This window comes from Rhodococcus quanlei (genome assembly GCF_055231015.1).
This window is the reverse complement of sequence record NZ_JBUYWD010000011.1, coordinates 18,973-39,977: the sequence shown is the minus strand read 5'-3', so window position 1 is coordinate 39,977 and position 21,005 is coordinate 18,973. Positions and strand designations below refer to the sequence as shown.

The following is a 21,005-nucleotide window of genomic DNA, read 5'->3' as shown; positions in this document are numbered from 1 at the left end:
ATCCGGAGGAGACTGCTGCGCTCAGCCCGGTTCGTGGAATCGCTGGGGTCGACCCGGTGACACTGCCGACGATTCTGGCGTCCGCCGTGGCTGCGAATCCGGATGGCATCGCGGTCGTCGACGGCGACGCGACGATCACGTACCGGGAACTCGACGAACGCTCGAACCGCATTGCACGCGCCCTCATCGACAGGGGAGTGAGCGCCGAGACGTTCGTTGCCCTGGGCATCACGCGGTCGATCTCGTCGATCCTCGGCATCTGGGCGGTCACCAAGAGTGGCGGCGCCTACGTGCCGATCGACCCGCAGTACCCGAGCGACCGTATCGAGCACATGGTCACCGATTCGGGTGTGGCGCTCGGACTTTCCGTGAGTGGAGAGGTCGGCCGTCTGCCCGGAAGCACATCCGACGGCCAGCAGGTCGAATGGCTCGTTCTCGACAGCGACGACTTCGAGGAGTCGTGCGCCCAGTATCCGGTGACACCCGTTCGGGACGACGAGCGCCGAGCAGCAGTGCAGCCGTCGAACAGTGCCTACGTGATCTACACGTCCGGCACCACGGGTAAGCCGAAGGGCGTGGTGGTCACCCATCGCGGTCTCGCGAACTTCGCGGCCGAGCAGCGTGACCGCTACGACGTGAGCACCGCATCCCGCACCCTGCACTTCGCATCACCGAGTTTCGATGCTTCGGTGCTCGAGTTGCTGCTGGCGTTCGGCGCAGGCGCCACCATGGTGATCGCACCGACCGATGTGTACGGCGGACCGGAGTTCGCCCAGTTCCTGCGGGAAAAGCGCGTCACCCACGGCTTCGTCACTCCGTCTGCGCTGGCCTCGGTGGATCCTACGGGGCTCGAGGACTTTCAGTACGTCGTCGCCGGCGGCGAGGCCGTGCCCGGCGAGCTCGCGGCCCGCTGGGCACCGAACCGCAAGCTGTTCAACGGTTACGGTCCCACCGAGACCACGATCATGACCAACATCAGCGATCCGATGGACGCTGCCGGGCCCGTCACCATCGGTGGGCCGATTCGCGGCACCAGCGCGCTGGTTCTCGACGACCGTCTGCGCCCGGTTCCTGTCGGTATCGCAGGTGAGCTGTATCTTTCGGGCCTCGGTCTGTCCCGCGGATACCATCGCCGTACCGCGTTGACCGCGGACCGTTTCGTCGCCAACCCGCACGGCGACGAGGGCTCGCGCATGTACCGCACCGGCGACGTGGTGCGCTGGCGTAAGGACGAGAGCGGCCAGTTGACGGTCGAATACGTGGGCCGTTCCGATCAGCAGGTGAAGGTCCGCGGCTTCCGTATCGAGCTCGGTGAAATCGACGCCGTTCTCGCCCGGCATCCCGACGTCGACTTCGCCACGACTTCGGTCGTGGACGGGCCGGCGGGCGACTCGGTGCTGGTGTCCTACGTTCTTCCCACCGAGGGCGCCACTTTCGAGGTGAATGCCCTCCTCGACCACGTCGGCGAGTTCGTGCCGAATTACATGGTCCCGGCGACGGTCGTGGCGCTCGACTCGATTCCGCTCACCCCGGTAGGCAAGCTGGATCGGCGTAGGCTGCCCGAACCCGAGTTCGTTTCGCAGGAGCGTGAGTACCGGGCGCCGGAGACCGACACCGAGCGTGTGGTCGCGGCGACGTTCGCCGAGGTTCTCGGAGTCGAGCGCGTCGGCCGTGACGATGCGTTCTTCGATCTCGGTGGCAACTCGCTCGTCGCCACCCGTGTGATCTCACGACTCAACGCTGCGCTGGGAAGCGAGATCGGCGTCCGAGAACTGTTCGAGGCGCCGACCGTGGCAGGTCTTGCGCGCCGTGTCGACGAACTCGGAACCGGCATGGCGGCCCGCCCGGCGTTGGTGGCGCGTCCGCGCCCGGACCGGATTCCGCTCTCGCTGGCGCAGCAGCGTATGTGGTTCGCCAACCGTTTCGACCCGGCATCCGCGTCGTACAACATTCCGTTGGCTCTGCGCCTCGAAGGTGCGTTGGACGTCGCCGCGTTGCAGGCCGCGTTGGCGGACGTGCTGGAACGGCACGAGGTGCTGCGCACCACCTTCCCGAGTTCACCGGACGGCGCATTCCAGGTCGTCCACGGTGTCGAAGAGGCCGGCGTCGACTTGGCCGTCGTACCGGTCGACGGTGAAGAGGAACTGAAGCGTCGAATCTTCGAGTTCGCCACGACCGGTTTCGACGTGACCAAGACCGTGCCGGTGCGTGCCGCGCTGTTCGGTGCGGACCGCACCGACCACGTGCTCGTCATCGTCATTCACCACATCAGCGCCGACGGCGGCTCGATGGCGCCGCTCGCACGCGACCTGATCGTGGCGTACAGCGCCAGGACAGCCGGCGCTGCTCCGGCTTGGGAGCCGTTGCCGGTCCAGTTCGCCGACTTCGCGCTGTGGGAACGAGAGGTGATCGGTTCCGACGAGGATCCCGAGTCGCTGGCGTCTCGTCAGATGGACTACTGGAAGGAGACGCTCGACGGTCTCCCGGATGTCTTGGACCTCCCGCTCGATCGGCAAAGAACACCCGGCCGTGTACCGGACGGCGCGCGGGTCGAGTTCGAGTTGTCGCCGGAGCTGAAGAACTCCCTGAACGCGATCGCACAGGAGAACAACTCGACCCTGTACATGGTTGTCCACGCGGCGTTCGCTGTACTTCTCTCGCGGCTCAGTGGAACCGAAGACATTGCCGTGGGGACACCGGTCGGTGGCCGCGGGGATGCGGCTCTCGACAATCTCGTCGGCATGTTCGTGAACACGCTGGTGCTGCGAACCGGCGTCCCACAGTCGTCGAGCTTCCGCGACCTACTGGCCGGCGCACGCGATACGGACCTGGGCGCATTCGGCAATGCCGATGTGCCGTTCGAGCGCATCGTCGAGGTTGTGGCGCCTTCGCGCTCGACCACGGCGGCACCACTGGTGCAGGTGATGTTCGCATTCCAGAACAACGAGGAAGCGCGCGTCGAACTGCCGGGTCTGGTGGTCACCGCGCTGGACGAGGAGTTCACCCTCGCCAAGTTCGATCTGACGCTGGCGATCGACGAGCAGGGCGCGGCCGAATCGGGGCCCACTCGTGCCGTGTTCACCTACGCGACGGACATTTTCGACGAGACGACGGTCCGTGCCTTCGCCAACCGCTTCCTGCTCATTCTCGAAGCGGTGGTGGCCGACACTTCGGTACCTGTGGGAGACATCGACATCCTCTCCGACACCGAACGAATGGAGCTCGAAGGGAATGCGGCGACGGCACCGGCATCGCTGACATCGCACGCGCGAACCGAGGAGTTGGCGGCCAAGCCGTTGCCAGACCTTCTGGACACTGCTGCTTCTCTCAATCCGGACGGAATTGCGCTTTCGCACAACGGCAACGACGTCACATACCTGCAGCTGCATGAGAAGTCGACCGAGTTGGCGAAGACCCTTGCCGGTGTGGGTGTCGGTCCGGAGGCTGCGATCACCGTCGCGCTGTCGACTCTGCTGCCAGGGCTGCTGGACGGCGGCACGGGTGATGGCTTCGCGGATCAGTTCGCGGAGATGCTGTCCGGCGTCATCGCGGGCGCAAGCTCCACCTCCGGTTCAACCTCGCTGGATCCGGGAACGCTCCGGGTCGATCTTCTGGGGTGCTGGGCCGAGTACGTCGATGGTGAACCTGACGTGCTCGCCCTCGAAGGCGAGGGCATCAGTCTGTCACGAGGTGAACTGGACAGGCGAGCCAATCAGCTGGCCCACGAACTGATCGCCCGCGGCGTGCGTCCCGATGATGTGGTGGCGCTTGTCGTTCCGCGGTCTGTTGCATGGATCGTCGGCATGCTGGCGACCTGGAAGGCCGGGGCCGGATACGCACCGATCGATCCTGAGTACCCGGTCGAGCGCATCGAGGCCATGCTCGAAGACTCTGCTGCGCGGGCAGTGGTGGCCACGAGCAGTTGGACCGGAGCAGCCGAGATCAGCGCTGACGTTCTCGTTGTCGACGAACCGGACACGGCTGATCGAATCGCGGGCCGGGATGATTCACAACCGGACAACCGCTGGGCCGATCCGGGCGCGGGGGCGCGACTGGCGTACGTCATCACCACGTCCGGATCCACCGGACGTCCGAAGCCTGCCTTCGTTCCGATGGCCGGTTTCTCCAACATGATGGCGTGGTACCGGAACGAGATGGAACTCGGTAGTGACTGCCGCGTGCTGGTCTCCTCGGCACCTGGCTTCGACCTCACTCAGAAGAATGTCTGGGGGCCGCTCTCGTGCGGCGCGGCGATCTACCTGACGGTGCCCGGATTCGAGCCCCAGTCGATTCTGCGTCAAGTCGCCGAGCACAAGGTGACCATGATGAACATGGCTCCGGGTGCCTTCGAGATGTTGGCCGAACTCGAGACTGCCGAAGAACTCGCCACAGTACGTACCATCGCCCTCGGCGGTGAGGCAGTCAAGGCCGCCCCGCTGAAGAAGTTCTTGGATCGGGGGGTGCGCTGCTACAACAGTTACGGACCTACCGAAGCGTCGGACATCGTCACGACCTACATGATCGCGCCGGAAGACGCCGTGTCCGATCAGCTGCGACTGCCGATCGGTCCGGCCGTGGCGGACGTGCAGTTGTATGTGCTCGACGCGCGCCTGCGCCGCGTTCCGGACGGCATGACAGGTGAGCTCTACGTCGGTGGTATCGCGGTCGGTCGCGGCTACGGAAACATGTTCGGGGTCACGTCCACCCGGTTCATTGCCGATCCGTTCGGCGAATCGGGAACCCGCATGTACCGCACAGGTGACTTGGTGCGGCGGCGCTCCGACAAGAACTACGACTTCCTCGGGCGCACCGACTTCCAGGTGAAGCTGCGTGGCCTGCGCATCGAACTCGGCGAGATCGAATTCGCGCTGCTCGGGTATTCCGGCATCGCCAAAACGGTGGTGGTGGTGCACGAGGGCGAACGTGGGCAGCATCTCGTCGCCTACGCCGTGCCGGCCGCAGAGGCCGGCGCTGCAGCCGACTTCGACACACAGACGGTGTTCGAATCCCTGCATCGCACGCTGCCGGATTACATGGTGCCGGACCGGATAGTCATGCTCGACGAGATGCCGCTGAACAACAACGGCAAGGTGGACCGTAAGCGTCTGCCCGAGCCCAACTTCGACGAGGCGGCTCACGCATACGTCGCACCGCGTACGCCTGTCGAAGAGATCGTTGCGGGAGTGTTCGCGGAAGTACTGGGCGTCGACCGCGTCGGCGTCGACGACTCGTTCTTCGATCTCGGCGGAAACTCGCTGAACGCCACTCGTGTCGTCGCACGGCTCGACTTGGCGCTGGGTACCGAACTCACGGTACGAAGCGTCTTCGAGAATCCGACCGTCGAGGGCGTTGCCACTCTCGTGGAGCAGTCTGACACCAGCGGTCGCGAGCGCATTCCGCTCGTGGCCGGTGAGCGTCCGGACCGTATCCCGCTGTCATTGGCGCAGTCTCGGATGTGGTTCATCAACCAATTCGACACCGAGTCCGCGGCATACAACCTGCCGATGGCGGTCCGTTTGCGCGGTGAGCTGGACGTCGCCGCCATGCACTCGGCGCTCGCCGACGTGATGGAACGCCACGAATCCTTGCGTACCGTGTTCCCCGAATCGCCGGACGGCCCGTATCAGGACGTGCAGGCGACGTCGGACGTCGTCCCGGACCTGGTTGCAGAGCCGGTTTCGGAGGACGAGTTGTTCAGCAGGGCGTACGGGTTGGCGAACAGCGGCTTCGACGTCAGCGTGAGCGTTCCGATCCGGGTCGCGTTGCTCCGAGCGGGTGCAGACGATCACGTCCTCGTGCTCGTGGTGCATCACATCAGTGCCGACGGTGGATCGATGGCTCCGTTGTTCCGCGACATGATGTCCGCCTACCTCTCTCGTATCGGCGGCGCTGCTCCGCACTGGGAACCGATGTCGGTGCAATACGCAGACTTTGCGATCTGGCAGCGGCAGGTGCTCGGTGACGAGTCCGATCCGGATTCGCTGGCCGCAGAGCAGATCTCCCATTGGAAGCAGGCTCTGGACGGGGTGCCCGAGCTGCTCGAACTGCCGACTGACTTCACAAGGCCTGCGGTGCAGTCCATGCGCGGCGCGACCATCGACTTCGACATCGACGCCGAAACGCACCGTGACCTTGCTGCGGTCGCCCGCCGCAACAACGCCAGCATGTTCATGGTCGTGCACGCTGCGTTCGCTGTGTTGCTCGAGCGCCTGAGCTCGAGTTCCGACGTGACGATCGGTACGCCGATCGCGGGCCGCGGTATGCGCGAGGTCGACGAGATGGTCGGCATGTTCGTCAACACGCTCGTGCTGCGGAGCAAAGTCACGCCGGACGAGTCGTTCACCGATCTTCTCGCGGCCGTCCGCGAGAGCGATCTCGGTGCCTTCGCGCACGGCGAGGTGCCGTTCGAGCGTCTGGTCGAGGTCCTGGACGTTCCGCGGTCGACGGCGCATCAGCCGTTGTTCCAGGTGGCGCTCGCCTTCAACGACACGGGCAGCACCAGCTTGGAGCTGCCGGGTCTCGACGTATCCGTTCTCGAAACACCATTGGATGTCGCGAAATTCGACCTTCAGCTCAGCCTGGGGGAGCGCAGAGAAGACGGCGCTGCGGCCGGAATCTCCGCGTCGTTCAACTACTCCACAGATCTGTTCGCCGAGGACTCGGTCCGCACCTTTGCCGAGCGGTTCGTCCGCATCCTCCGCGCCATCGTCGCGGATCCGACACGCATCGTCGGCGACATCGAGATCCTCGAGGCGTCGGAGAAGTCCGCACTGGCACCGGTCCGCGGCCGCGAATCGGTGGACCCGCAGACGTTGCCGGTGTTGCTGCGTTCGGGCGTCGACATCGAGCCCGAGGCCGTTGCTGTGTCCTTCGAAGGACGTGAGCTCAGCTACCGTGAACTCGATGAGCAGTCGAATCGGTTGGCACGCAAGCTGATCAGTCATGGTGTCGGGCCGGAGAACTACGTCGCTTTGGCGATCACCCGATCCACCGAGTCGATCGTCGGTATCTGGGCGATCGCCAAGTCCGGCGCCGCCTACATGCCGATCGATCCGAAACTGCCGTTCGAGCGCGTCACCGAGATGCTCGAGGACTCCGGAACGGTTCTCGGCCTGACGGTGCCGTCCATCGAATCCAAGATGCCCACCACTGTTCCGTGGTTGGTGCTCGGTGGTGACGACCTCGACGCCGAGGTTGCGAAGCAGGCGTCCACGGAGATCACCGACGACGACCGAGTGGCGACGTTGTCCGTCGATCATCCGGCCTACCTCATCTACACGTCGGGCTCGACGGGCAAGCCCAAGGGTGTCGTCGTGACTCACCGTGGTCTCGCGAATCTGACCGGTGAGGTCCGCGAGCAGTACGTGGCGACGGACCGGTCTCGGTTCCTGCACGTGGCTTCTCCGAGCTTCGACACCTCCGTCGGTGAGTTGCTCGCGGCCTTCAGCGCCGGTGCCACTTTGGTGATCGCGCCGGCGGACGTGTTCGGCGGCGACGAACTGGCTGACCTCATCCGCCGTGAGCGTGTGGAAAACATCGTCATCACGCCCACTGCGCTCATGACCGTCGACCCCGAGGGGCTCGACTCCGTGAAGTCCGTGGTCGTCGGCGGCGACGTCTGCAAGCCGGAACTGGTCGCCAAGTGGGCACCGGGCAGGCAGATGCGCAACGCATACGGCCCGACCGAGACCACTGTGATCGTCACGATCACCGATCCACTCGCAGTGGGTGAGCGCATCACCATCGGTTCGCCGCTGCGTGGTGTCGAGACCCTCGTGCTCGACGCACGCCTGCGTCCGGTACCGAAGGGTGTTCCGGGAGAGCTCTACATCGGCGGTCCCGCGGTCACCCGTGGCTACCACGACCGCCCTGTCGTCACCGCGGAGCGTTTCGTCGCCAACCCGTACGGCGATCCGGGTGCCCGCATGTACCGCACCGGTGACGTGGTCCGCTGGACCGACGGGCACCAGGTCGAGTACGTGGGTCGCTCCGACTTCCAGGTGAAGGTACGTGGTTTCCGTGTCGAGCTCGGCGAGATCGACGCAGCTCTCACGGCACGGCCGGAGGTCGAGTTCGCGGTCACCGTGGGTCTGCCGGACCCGGCAGGCCAGACCGCACTGGTCGCCTACGTGGTGCCGACCACCGGTTCGGTTGTCGACGGGGATGCGCTCACGGACGTGGTGGCGCAGTCGCTGCCGCCGTACATGGTTCCCTCGGTGATCGTCGAGCTGGACGAGATTCCGCTGACGTCCATCGGCAAGCTCGATCGAAAGCGTCTGCCGGAACCCGAGTTCGTCACGGCCACCACCGAATTCCGTGCGGCCTCGTCGAGCACCGAACACGCGATTGCCGGCATCTTCGCCGAGGTTCTCGCAGTGGATTCGGTCAGTGTCGACGACAGCTTCTTCGACCTGGGGGGAAACTCGCTCAGTGCGACCCGTGTGGTGTCTCGCATCGGTCAGATCGTCGGTACCCGCATCGGGGTTCGTGAGCTGTTCGAGGCACCCACCGTCGCCGAAATGGCGCTTCGGGTGGCAGCTCTTACCGGCAGCGCCGACGCGCGCCCGGTGCTGAAGGCAGGTCCGCGGCCGGAGCACATCCCGCTGTCGTTGGCGCAGTCCCGGATGTGGTTCATCAACCGTTTCGACCCCGACTCGGCGGCGTACAACATCCCGCTGGCCGTGCGCCTGACCGGGAAACTGGACCCGGAGGCCTTGCAGGCTGCGGTGTTCGACGTCGTCGAACGCCACGAGACTCTGCGCACCGTGTACCCGGATTCGCCGGAGGGCGCGCACCAGGTGATCCTGCCGATGGACCAGGTGCCGCTCGATGTCACACCCGTACGGGTGGACGAGAACGAGCTTCGTGAGGAACTCGTCGCCATGGCCACGACCGGCTTCGACGTCACGGCAGATGTGCCGCCGGTGCGTCTGCGCCTGTTCGAGGCCGGATCCGACGACTTCGTCCTCGCACTGGTCATTCACCATGTGTCGACGGACGGCGAGTCGCTTGCTCCGTTCGTGCGTGACGTCATGACGGCGTACATGGCCCGGGTTTCCGGGAAGGTTCCGGAATTCGAGCCGTTGGCGGTGCAGTACGCCGATTATGCGATCTGGCAGCGCGAACTGCTCGGCAGCGAGGACGACGAGAACAGCCTGCTCACACAGCAGGTGAACTTCTGGCGCAAGACCCTTGCAGGCGCGCCCGACCTCCTCGAGCTCCCGCTGGATCATCCGCGTCCGCCGCAGCAAACGCTGCGTGGGTCACGGGTCGAATTCACTGTGGCGGGTGAACTTCACGACCGCCTGGCAGCGATTGCGAAGCAGCACAACGCCAGCGTGTTCATGGTCGTGCATGCCGCGTTCGCGACGCTGCTCAGCCGGTTGTCCGGTTCCGACGACATCGCGGTCGGCACCCCGATCGCGGGTCGCGGTGAACGCGAACTCGACGGCGTGGTCGGCATGTTCGTCAACACTCTTGCTCTGCGTGTGCAGGTGGACGGCGAGCGCACCTTCTCGGACGTCGTGGAAGGTGCCCGCGAAAGCGACCTTGCTGCGTTCTCGCACGCGGACGTCCCGTTCGAGCGGCTCGTCGAGGTGCTGAACCCCGCCCGCTCGATGGCGTACCACCCGATATTCCAGGTGGGGTACTCGTTCCAGAACACCACCAAGGCCACGCTCGAATTGCCGGATCTGACGGTCGCACCACTCGAGGTGGGCAACGACACCGCTCAATTCGATCTGCACCTGATCCTCAGTGACAGCGCCGAGGGCGAGGACATGGCCGGCGTGTTCACCTACGCGACGGACCTGTTCGAGGCGAAGACGGTGCAGCGATTCGCGGATTCGTTCGTGCGGGTGCTGTCGGCGGCGACGGCCAACCCGGATCTGCCGGTGGGTGATCTGCCCATCCTGGACCGGTCCGAGCGCCGGCTCGTCGTGAGCTCCCTGAATGCCACCGATCACGAGTTGTCGGCATCCACACTGCCGGATCTGTTCGACACCGCGGTATCGGCCGCGCCGAACGCACCCGCCATCGTGTTCGAAGGTGAGCGTCTTACCTACCGCGAGTTCGATCAGCGTGCCAATCGTCTGGCGCGGCATCTGATGTCGCTGGGTGTGGGACCCGAGTCCATCGTCGGACTCGCGCTCCACCGCTCGGTGAATCTGCTGGTCGCGATGTACGCGGTCGCGAAGTCCGGCGGCGCCTACCTGCCGATCGACCCGGATCATCCGGCGGAGCGAACGGCCTACGTGCTGGCGAGCGCGCAGCCGGTGTGTGTGCTCACCACCTCGGTGATCGCACTCGACCTGCCGGGCGACGCACAGAACGTCGCGCTCGACGAACTCGACCTGGGCGCCGTCGACGACGTGCCTGTCTCGGACAGCGAGCGCATCGCTGCGTTGCACCCGGACAACACGGCGTACGTCATCTACACCTCCGGATCGACCGGGCGGCCCAAGGGGGTCGCGGTGCCGCATTCCGCGATCGCGAATCAGCTGCGCTGGAAGCAGGCGCAGTACCCGCTCGGCGGCGACGACGCAGTGCTCCTCAAGACCCCTGCGACGTTCGACCTTTCGGTGTGGGAGTTCTGGTGGGCGCTCACCGCCGGTGCGCGTCTCGTGGTTGCGGCGCCCGACGGTCACAAGGACCCGGCCTACCTCGCGGATCTGATCGAGACGGAGTCGGTCACCACCTTGCACTTCGTGCCCTCGCTGCTTTCGGCGTTCCTGGCTGTGGCGCGCCCGCAGCAGATCGCGTGTGTGCGCCGCGTCCTGTGCATCGGTGAGGCGTTGCCGGCAGATGTGGTGACCCGATTCCGCGGGGTCAGCGACGCCGAAATCCACAACCTCTACGGTCCGACCGAGGCAGCAGTCAGCGTCACGTACTACGAGTGCGGTGACGAGACGTCCGGTTCGGTGCCCATCGGTCGACCGGAATGGAACACGCAGGTCTACGTTCTCGACACCCGACTGAATCCCGTTCCGGTCGGTGTGACAGGTGAGCTGTATCTCGCGGGCGATCAGCTCGCCCGGGGCTACTTCGGCCGATACGATCTCACCTCGGATCGTTTCGTCGCCAATCCGTTCGGCGGCGGCACCCGTATGTACCGCACCGGTGACCTGGTGCGCTGGAACCGTGACGGCAACCTCGACTACATCGGGCGAAGCGACTTCCAGGTGAAGGTGCGCGGCTTCCGCATCGAGTTGGGCGAAGTCGAACGCGCACTGGTGACGCATCCCTCCGTCGCGCAGGCGGTGGCGGTCGTGCACAGTGACCGCCACACCGGAGACCAGCTGGTTGCGTACGTGGTGGCCGAATCCGGCATGACCCTCGATCTGTTGGACATCTCGAGTTTCGCCGGCAAGTCGGTACCCGGCTACATGGTTCCCGCTGCGTTGATTCCGCTCGACGAACTGCCGCTGTCCATCAACGGCAAGCTTGACCGCAAGGCGCTGCCGGAGCCGGAGCTCGGTTCCACCGGTGAGCACTACCGGGCACCGCGTACGCCCGTCGAGGAGATCGTCGCGTCCATCTTCGAGGACGTCCTCGGCCGCGATCGCATCAGTGTCGACGACAGCTTCTTCGATCTCGGCGGCAACTCGCTGATCGCCACCCGCGTCGTTGCCCGCGTCAACGCGGCGCTCGACGCCACCATCGGTGTACGCGAGCTGTTCGAAGCACCGTCGGTCGCCGCCCTGGCCACCCGTGCAGAACACTCCGCCACCGAGGCGAGCACACGTCCGCCGCTGGTGACGCAGCAGCGACCTGCACGGATCCCGTTGTCACCGGCGCAGTCCCGAATGTGGTTCATCAACCAGTTCGACACCGCGTCGGCTGCGTACAACATTCCGCTGGCGATTCGCCTGAGCGGCGAACTCGACGTGCAAGCAGTACGCAACGCGCTGGCCGACGTCGTGGAACGCCACGAAACGCTGCGCACCAGGTACCCGGACGACGGACAAGGGCCCGTACAGGTCGTTGTGCCTCGTGACGAAGCGCAGGTGGACCTCGTCACCGAGACGGTTGCGGACGAGCAGGAAATGCGCGTGCGCGTGATCGACCTCGTGACACGCGGATTCGACGTCTCCGCCGGCGTACCGGTTCGAGCGAACCTGCTGCGGTTGAACGAGACGGAGCACGTGCTGGCCATCGTGATCCACCACATCTCTGCAGACGGTGCCTCGACCGCGCCGTTGGCTCGGGACGTGGTGATCGCCTACAGCGCTCACGTGGCCGGGACCGAACCGGGCTGGGCGCCACTCGACGTCCAGTACGCGGATTTCTCGCTGTGGCAGCACGAGCTTCTCGGTGACGAGAACGACCCGGAGTCGCTGTCTGCGAAGCAGATCGGTTACTGGCAGGAAGCTCTTGCGGGACTTCCCGACGTGCTGCCGTTGCCTACCGATCGCCCGCGGCCGCAGTCGCAGTCGCTGCGCGGCGCGAACGTCGAATTCGAGATCGATTCCGACCTGCGTGCCCGGCTCACAGGGCTGGCGCGCGAGAACAACGCCTCGTTGTTCATGGTCGCGCACGCAGCACTCGCGGTGCTGCTCGCTCGCCTGAGCGCCACCGACGACATCGCTGTCGGTACCGCGATCGAGGGTCGCGGGGAGTCCGCCCTCGACGACATCGTGGGAATGTTCGTCAACACCCTGGTGCTGCGGACTCAGGTCGATTCGCAGGCACGGTTCGCCGATCTGCTGGCCGCTGTCCGTCACGACGATCTCGGTGCGTTCACGCACAAGGACGTTCCGTTCGAGCGTCTCGTGGAGATCCTGCAGCCGGAGCGTTCGACAGCATTCACCCCGCTCTTCCAGGTGGCGTTGGCGTTCCAGAACATCGAGCAGGCGCACATCGAACTTCCCGGCCTCACCATTCAGGGGCTCGACGGCGGAATGAGTTCGTCGAAGTTCGACCTGCAGCTCACGCTTGCCGACGAGGACGACGCGATGCGAGGCGTGTTCACCTACGCCACGGATCTGTTCGACGAGAGCACCATTCGCGGGTTCGCGGACCGATTCCGGTGGATTCTGGACGCGGTCACCACCGATTCCATGGTGCGAGTCGGCGACATCGACATCCTGGGTGAGACCGAACGCGGTGCGCTGACGCCGGTTCGTGGCAAGGAGTCCGCCGAAGCGCTCACCATGGTGGAGATTCTCGGCGAGGCTGCGTCACAGGACCCTGCTGCCGTGGCCATCGTGTGTGGCGACGAGACGGTCACTTACCAGGAGCTCGACGAGCGGTCCAACCGTTTGGCACGAGTTCTGATCGACCGGGGTGTGGGCGCAGAGGACTTCGTTGCTCTGGCTCTGACCCGTTCCGTCGAATCCGTGCTGTCGGTATGGGCGGTCGCGAAGACCGGCGCCGCGTTCGTTCCGGTGGACCCGAGCTACCCGTACGAGCGCATCCTGCACATGGTCACCGATTCGGCGGCATCCGTCGGGCTCGTCACGACGACGCACGTCGCGGATCTGCCAGGCACCGTCGATTGGCTCGTTCTCGACGACCCGGGATTCGCCGAAGTCTGTGGCGCGGCATCCGCCGCCCCGATCACCGACGATGAGCGCGTGCGGTCGATCAGGATCGCGGACGCGGCATATGTCATCTACACCTCCGGTTCGACAGGGCTGCCCAAGGGTGTCGTCGTGACGCATGCGGGACTGGCGAACGTGACGTCAGACCATCGCGAACATCTGGGTGTCACAGCGCAGTCGCGCGTGTTGCACTTCGCTTCGCCCAGCTTCGACGCGTCGGTGTTCGAGCTGCTGTACCCGGTTGCGGCCGGTGCCACCATGGTGATCGCCCCCGGCGTCATCTACGGCGGCGAGGAGTTGGCGCGGCTGCTCAAGGACCAGCGGGTGACCCATGCGTTCGTCACGCCGGCCGCGCTGACCACCGTGGACCCGGCGGGCCTCGACACCGTCGAGGTCATCTGTGTTGCCGGTGAAGCATGCCCGCCGGAACTGATGGCGCGGTGGGCACCGGGCCGCAAGATGTTCAACCTGTACGGCCCGTCGGAGGCGACCATCTGGAGCACGTCCAGTGAGGCGATGCAGCCAGGGGAGCCGGTCACCATCGGTGGTCCGACCCGTGGTGTGGATCTGGTCGTACTCGACTCACGTCTGGCTCCGGTGCCGGTCGGTGTCCCGGGTGAGCTGTACGTGTCCGGGCCGAGCGTGGCACGCGGATACAACAACAGGTTCGGTCTCACCGCGGAGCGATTCGTCGCGAACCCGTTCGGTGGGCCCGGTGAGCGGCTGTACCGCACCGGTGACGTCGTGCGTTGGGTGCCCTCGGACGACGGCTACGTGCTCGACTATGTCGGCCGCAGCGACTTCCAGGTCAAGGTTCGTGGCTTCCGTATCGAACTGGGTGAGATCGACGCAGAGCTCGGTCGGTATCCGTCGGTCGACTTCGCGATCACGATGGGCCACCACCGCGAGCAGACCGGTCAGACGGTCCTCGTCTCGTATGTGATGCCCGCACCGGGACGCACGATCGACGTGGCAGAACTGTCGTCGTTCGTGTCGGAAACGTTGCCGGGCTACATGGTTCCCTCGTCGATCATGGCGATCTCCGAGGTGCCGTTGACTCCTGCGGGCAAGCTCGACCGCAAGGCGCTTCCGGAACCACAGTTCGTCTCGGTGTCGTCCGACTTCCGCGCGCCGTCGGGCGTCATGGAAGAGACGATTGCGTCGGTCTTCACCGAGGTGCTCGGTGTGGAGCGGGTGAGCGTCGACGATTCGTTCTTCGAACTCGGCGGAGACAGCATCGTGTCCATTCAGTTGACCACCCGAGCCAAGGCCGCAGGCGTGCTCTTCGCCGCCCGTGACGTGTTCGAGCGCAAGACCGTTGCCGGTATAGCCGAAGTCGCGGTGTTCAGTTCCGAGACCGAGGTCGTCACGCTCGAGGAACTGCCCGGTGGCGGTGTGGGTGAGGTCGCTCTGACCCCGATCACACACTGGCTGCTCGACACCGCGGGTAGCTTCGATCGCTTCTCACAGGCGGTATTGCTGAAGTTGCCGGTCGGTGTGACCCGCGAAGACGTGGTCACAACGGTCGACGCTGTGCTGGCTCGGCACGACGTACTGCGCTCGCGGCTGACCGGAACCGGTGCCGACCGCACTTTCGAAACCCTGTCTGTCGACGACGCTTTCGGCGCCGACGAACTGATCGAGCGTCTCGAGATCGCAGCCGCTCCGGGAACGTCCGAGTTCGCCGAGTTCGGCAAGAGTGCGATGAACCGAGCAGCGGACCGGCTCGATCCGGCGGCAGGCCGGATGGTGCAGTTCGTCTGGTTCGATCCGGCTCCTGACCTGGGCGAGACCGGCGGACGACTGCTGGTGCTCGCGCACCACCTGGTGGTCGACGGTGTGTCGTGGCGAATCCTGGTGCCCGACTTCGTTGCCGCAGGTTCACAGGTCGCGCAGGGTGAGCAGCCACAGTTGCCGCCGACGGGTTCGTCCATGCGAGCCTGGGCCAACGGCCTCGTGGAGGAGGCACACTCGCCGCATCGCAGTGCGGAACTCGACTTCTGGCAGCGCACGCTGGCCGGAGACGATCCGCTGCTCGGTGCGCGAGCTCTCGACCCGAAGCGGGACGTGATCTCGTCGACGTCACGCACAAGCATCACGTTCTCGACGGAACTGACCGAGGCACTGCTGACGAAGGTTCCCGAGGCCGTGCAGGGCGGTGTGAACGACGGACTGCTCACCGCACTCGCTCTCGCCGTGTCGTGGTGGCGGGCAGGCCGTGGCATCGCGGACAGTTCGGTCCTCATCAACCTCGAGGGCCACGGCCGCGAGGAGGAGACCGTTCCCGGTGCAGACCTCGCACGGACCGTCGGCTGGTTCACCACCTTGTTCCCGGTGCGTCTGGACATCGGTCGTGCCGACCTCGACGACGCCTTCAGTGGTGGGCCGGGCGCCGGTATCGCGCTGAAGGCCGTCAAGGAACAGCTGCTGGCCGTTCCGGACCACGGCATCGGCTACGGGCTACTTCGGTACCTCAACGAGGAGACCGGGGAAGCTCTGGCAGGCTCGCCGACCCCGCAGATCGGGTTCAACTACCTCGGCAAGGCCGGGGCCGTCGAACTGCCCGAGGAACTGCGCGAACTCGGCTGGATTCCGGATTCGGACAGCGGTGAATTCGGCGGTGCCATGGACGACGACATGGTCGCGCCGGCAGTGCTGAGTATCAATGCCGTGACATCGGAAACCGCGTCGGGGCCGGAGTTGGCGGCGAGCTTCGCCTTCGCCACCGGCATCCTCGATGCGGAGGAAGTGGGCGAACTCGCCTCGCTGTGGCACACGGCCGCAGCAGCACTCGCGGAGTACGCGACGAAGCCGGGCAGCGGTGGACTCACCCCATCCGACGTCCCGCTCGTCTCGATCGGTCAGGGCGAGATCGAGGTCCTGGAACGCAATTACCGGGGCGTTCGCGATGTGTGGCCGTTGGCTCCATTGCAGTCGGGTCTGTACTTCCACTCGGTGCTCGCGGAGGAGACGGTCGACGTCTACACCGCACAGGTCGTACTGGACCTGGCAGGCACGGTCGACGCCGATCGACTCAGGGCTGCGGCGAATGCGCTGATCGCCCGGCATTCGAACCTGCGGACCGCATTCGTGCAGAACGACGCGGGTGCGCCCGTTCAGGTTGTTCTCGACGATGTCGAGATGCCGTGGCGTCAGATCGATCTCCGCTCGTTGTCGGGCTCCGAGCAGGACGACGAGGTCGCACGTCTGGTCACCGAACACCGGTCCGGGCGTTTCGACATGACGCGGCCGCCACTGATGCGGTGCCTGCTGATCCGTACCGGGACGGACACGTACCGCTTCTCGATCAGCAACCACCACATCCTCCTCGACGGATGGTCGATGCCGCTGCTGATGAAGGACCTGCTGGTTCTCTACGCCACACGGGGCGACGCCACGCATCTGCCTCGGGTTCGCGGCTACCGTGACTTCCTGAGCTGGCTGTCGGAACGGGACGCGCAGGTGTCGCGAAACGCATGGGCACACGCCCTCACCGGTCTCGACGCACCGACAGTGGTTGCGCCGGCACCCGCGCACAGCAGTGCAGACCGGCCGGGGCCTGTGAAGTACCCCGTCAAGGTTGGTACGGCGGTCAGTGAAGAGCTCGCCCGTGTCGCCCGTGACCGCGGCGTCACCATGAACACCATCGTGCAGGCCGCCTGGGGTCTGTTGCTGGCTCGGATGACCGGGTCGGAAGACGTCGTGTTCGGGGCCACCGTGTCGGGTCGCCCGCCCGAGGTGTCCGGAGTCGAGTCGATGATCGGCCTGTTCATCAACACGATCCCGATCCGCGTTCGGATCGACCCGAACGAGTCCCTCGTCGGTCTGTTGGAGAGGTTGCAGGCCGAGCAGTCGGCGCTGCTCGATCACCATCACGTCGGTCTGCCGGAGATTCAGCAGATCGCCGGAGTCGGTGGTCTCTTCGACACCTTGACGATCTTCGAGTCGTACCCGGTCGACCGGGCGGGGCTGACTGCGAGCAGCGACATCGACGGGCTGCGGGTGGAAGGTGTGAACATCGCCGACGCCTCGCATTACCCGCTGACCCTGCTGGCACAGTCGGATTCGGAGGTTTCGCTGGTCCTCGAGTACCTGCCGGACGTGTTCGATCGCGAGTCGATCGAGCGACTGGGGGCGAGGCTCGACACGATCCTGCACACGGTCGCCAACCGAAACTCCACTCTCGTCGGCGACATCGATCTCCTCACCGCGCAGGAGCGCGCGCTTGTCGTGGACGGCTGGAACGACACTCGCCATCCGGTGGTCGCGTCATCGGTCGTCGACATGTTCGACGAGCAAGTGGCGCTCACGCCGGAGGCCACGGCCGTCGTTGCAGAGGGTCGGAGACTGACGTACGCGCAGTTCGCGGACCGAGTGAATCGTCTGGCACGGCATCTGATCTCGATCGGTGTCGGACCGGATCTGGTCGTCGGTGTGGCATTGGACCGCTCGCTCGACATGATGGTGAGCCTGTATGCGATCTTGAAGGCGGGTGGCGCATACGTGCCGATCGACCCGCAACACCCGAAGCAGCGCATCGAGTACGTGGTCGCCAGCGCGAAGCCTGCATGCATCGTCACCGCAGGCGGAGAGTTCGCGGCAGGGGATACGCCGGTCGTCCGGATGGACCAGTTCGATCCGGCTGCGTTCGACGGCGGGCCTATCCGTGCAGACGAACGGTTGGCCGAGGTGGGGCCGGAGAACCTGGCTTACACGCTGTACACGTCGGGTTCGACGGGCCGGCCGAAGGGCGTCCAGATTTCCCACCGCGCACTCGCGAACCAGCTGAACTGGCTGCGCGACGAGTACGCGATCGGCGGCGACGACGTGGTGCTGCAGAAGACACCGTTCACGTTCGATGCCTCGGTGTGGGAGCTGTTCCTGCCGCTGGTGGTCGGTGGACGGCTCGTGGTTGCGGGTCCGGACGGACACCGCGACCCCGGATACATGGCTGACGCCGTTGCCGCCGAGAAGGTCACCGTTCTCCAGTTCGTGCCGACGGTGCTCGACATGTTCCTCGACGTTGCCGATGCGCAGCGTTGCGGTTCACTGCGCTATGTCTTCGCCGGTGGTGAGGCACTGCCACAGGCGACGGCGGCACGTGTCGAGTCGCTCGGTGGCGCACGGTTGGTCAACCTGTACGGTCCGACCGAGGCGACCATCAACTCCACTGCGTACACCGTGAACTCGGACGAGGCGCACACCACGGCACCCATCGGTTCGCCCGCGTGGAACACCCAGGCGTACGTGCTCGATGCCCGGTTGATTCCGACGCCGATCGGTGTGGCCGGCGAGCTGTATCTCGCGGGCGCTCAGCTGGCGCGTGGTTACGTCGGTGGGCCGGGCGTCAGCTCGGACCGGTTCGTGGCGAATCCCTTCGCCGGCGACGGATCGCGTATGTACCGCACCGGCGACCTCGTGTCCTGGAACGAACAGGGGGCGATCGAGTTCGTGGGCCGCACCGACTTCCAGGTGAAGATCCGCGGTCTGCGTATCGAGCTCGGTGAGATCGAGAACGCTCTGACACGGCACGAGAACGTCTCCAAAGCAGCCGTCATCGTGCACGAAAGCGAGGTCGGTGCCCGTCTTGCGGCCTACGTCGTGCCGCAATCCGGATGTTCGGTGGACACGGTGGAACTGAACGGTTTCGCCGCACAGTCGTTGCCGGAATACATGGTGCCGGACGCGTTCGTGGTGCTGGACGAGCTCCCGATGGGTACCAGCGGCAAGCTCGATCGCCGTGCTCTCCCGGTCCCCGAGTTCGCGGCAACCGCAGAGTTCCGTGCTCCACGAACGGAGATGGAATCGACGCTCGCGAACCTCTTCGGAGAGCTGCTCGGACGTGACCGGATCGGTATCGACGATTCGTTCTTCGAACTCGGCGGCGACAGCATCGGGTCGATTCAATTGGTCTCGCGTGCTCGCGTGGAGGGCATTCACTTCACCGCTCGTGACGTGTTCGAGTGCCGCACGGTCGCGCAGTTGGCCGCGACGGTGGAATCCGGCGGTGTCGTCACGCTCGAGGAGTACGAGGGTGGTGGCTCCGGCAGGGTACCGCTCACCCCGATCGCCGCGAAGATGGTCGAACGAGGCGGCGACTACAACCAGTTCGTGATGCCGATGACGTTGTCGCTGCCCGAGGGCATCGACCGGCGCCAGGTGGTCGAGACGGTGACGGCCGTTGTCGACGCACACGACGTGCTTCGGTCGAAGCTGGTGGACACCGAGGCGGGCCCGCAGCTCGAAATCGCTCCCGCGGGTGAAACGAATGTCAACGACTGGATTCATTGCGCAGAGTTCGATCCTGCGGAGTCCACTGGGCCGATGTCGCTCGCCGAGGTGCTCGGCGCGGAGTCCGGCGATGCGCTCGACCGCCTCGACCCGAAGGCGGGGGCCATGATCGAACTGGTCTGGTTGGCTCCCATCGATCCGTCGGCACGCGGTGTGCTCGTCATAGTCGCGCATCACCTGGTCGTCGATTCGGTGTCGTGGCGCATTCTGGTTCCCGACTTCGCGATTGCGGGCGCCCAGGTTGCCGAGGGAAGTACGCCGGCGCTGCAACCGGTGGGTACTTCTCTGCGCCGCTGGACGGACGGGCTGATCGACGCGGCACGGCAGCCGGAGCGGGCAGCCGAGCTCGATGTGTGGCGCGACATCGTGGACGGACACGATCCGCTCCTGGGTGCGCGGGCACTGGACCTCGACGTGGACGTGTTCCGAACGGTCACACGAACTCGGGTCGACGTTCCGGTCGCAGTGACCGAGGCACTTCTGGACGCGGCACCGGACGAGTTGGGTGGCGATCTCAGCGATGTTCTCGCCACTGCACTCGCAATGGCAGTTACCGAATGGCGGCGGGCACGCGGGGTGGATCACCCGGCGACACTGGTGACCCTCGAGGGTCACGGTCGTGAGGAGTCCGTGGTGCCAGGTGCCGACCTGTCACGAACGGTCGGCTGGTTCACGACGATGTATCCGGCACGGCTCGATCTGTCCGGCATCGACGTCGCGGATGCGCTCATGGGTGGGTCTTCGGCGGTGGACGCGGTGCACGCGGTTCGTGACCAGTTGGCTGGGATTCCGGAAAAGGGCATCGGTTACGGCATGTTGCGGTATCTCAACGAGGACACCGCCGCGATCATGCGTGAATGGCCCGAACCGCAGATCGTCTTCAACTACATCGGTCGTGTCAGCACAGCCGAGATTCCGGAGGCGGTTCGCGGGTTGGGCTGGCTCCCGGACGCCGACGCCCCTGAGCTCGGTGGTGCGGACAGGAGTGTCCTACCGGCCCAGGCAGTCCTCGACATCCAGTCGGTGGTCACCGACACAGATGACGGTCTGCAGTTGACGGCCTACATGGGATTCCCGTCGGCGATCCTCGCCAAGACCGAGGTGGACGAGTTCGCTGCCCTGTGGATCACGGCACTGACGGCACTCGTGGCGTGCGGGGAAGACATCCGGTAG

1 protein-coding gene (running past one end of the window) is annotated in these 21,005 nt (G+C 65.5%); it reads left to right on the top strand.

Going from position 1 to position 21,005, the window contains the following annotated elements; translation table 11 throughout:
• Positions 1 to 21,005, top strand: the 3' portion of a protein-coding gene (locus ACZI8Q_RS09140) for a non-ribosomal peptide synthase/polyketide synthase (protein ID WP_463373206.1). Its footprint begins 12,715 nt before the window's first position; the window shows 21,005 of its 33,720 coding nt (coding positions 12,716-33,720); its start codon lies beyond the left edge, outside the window; its stop codon occupies positions 21,003 to 21,005.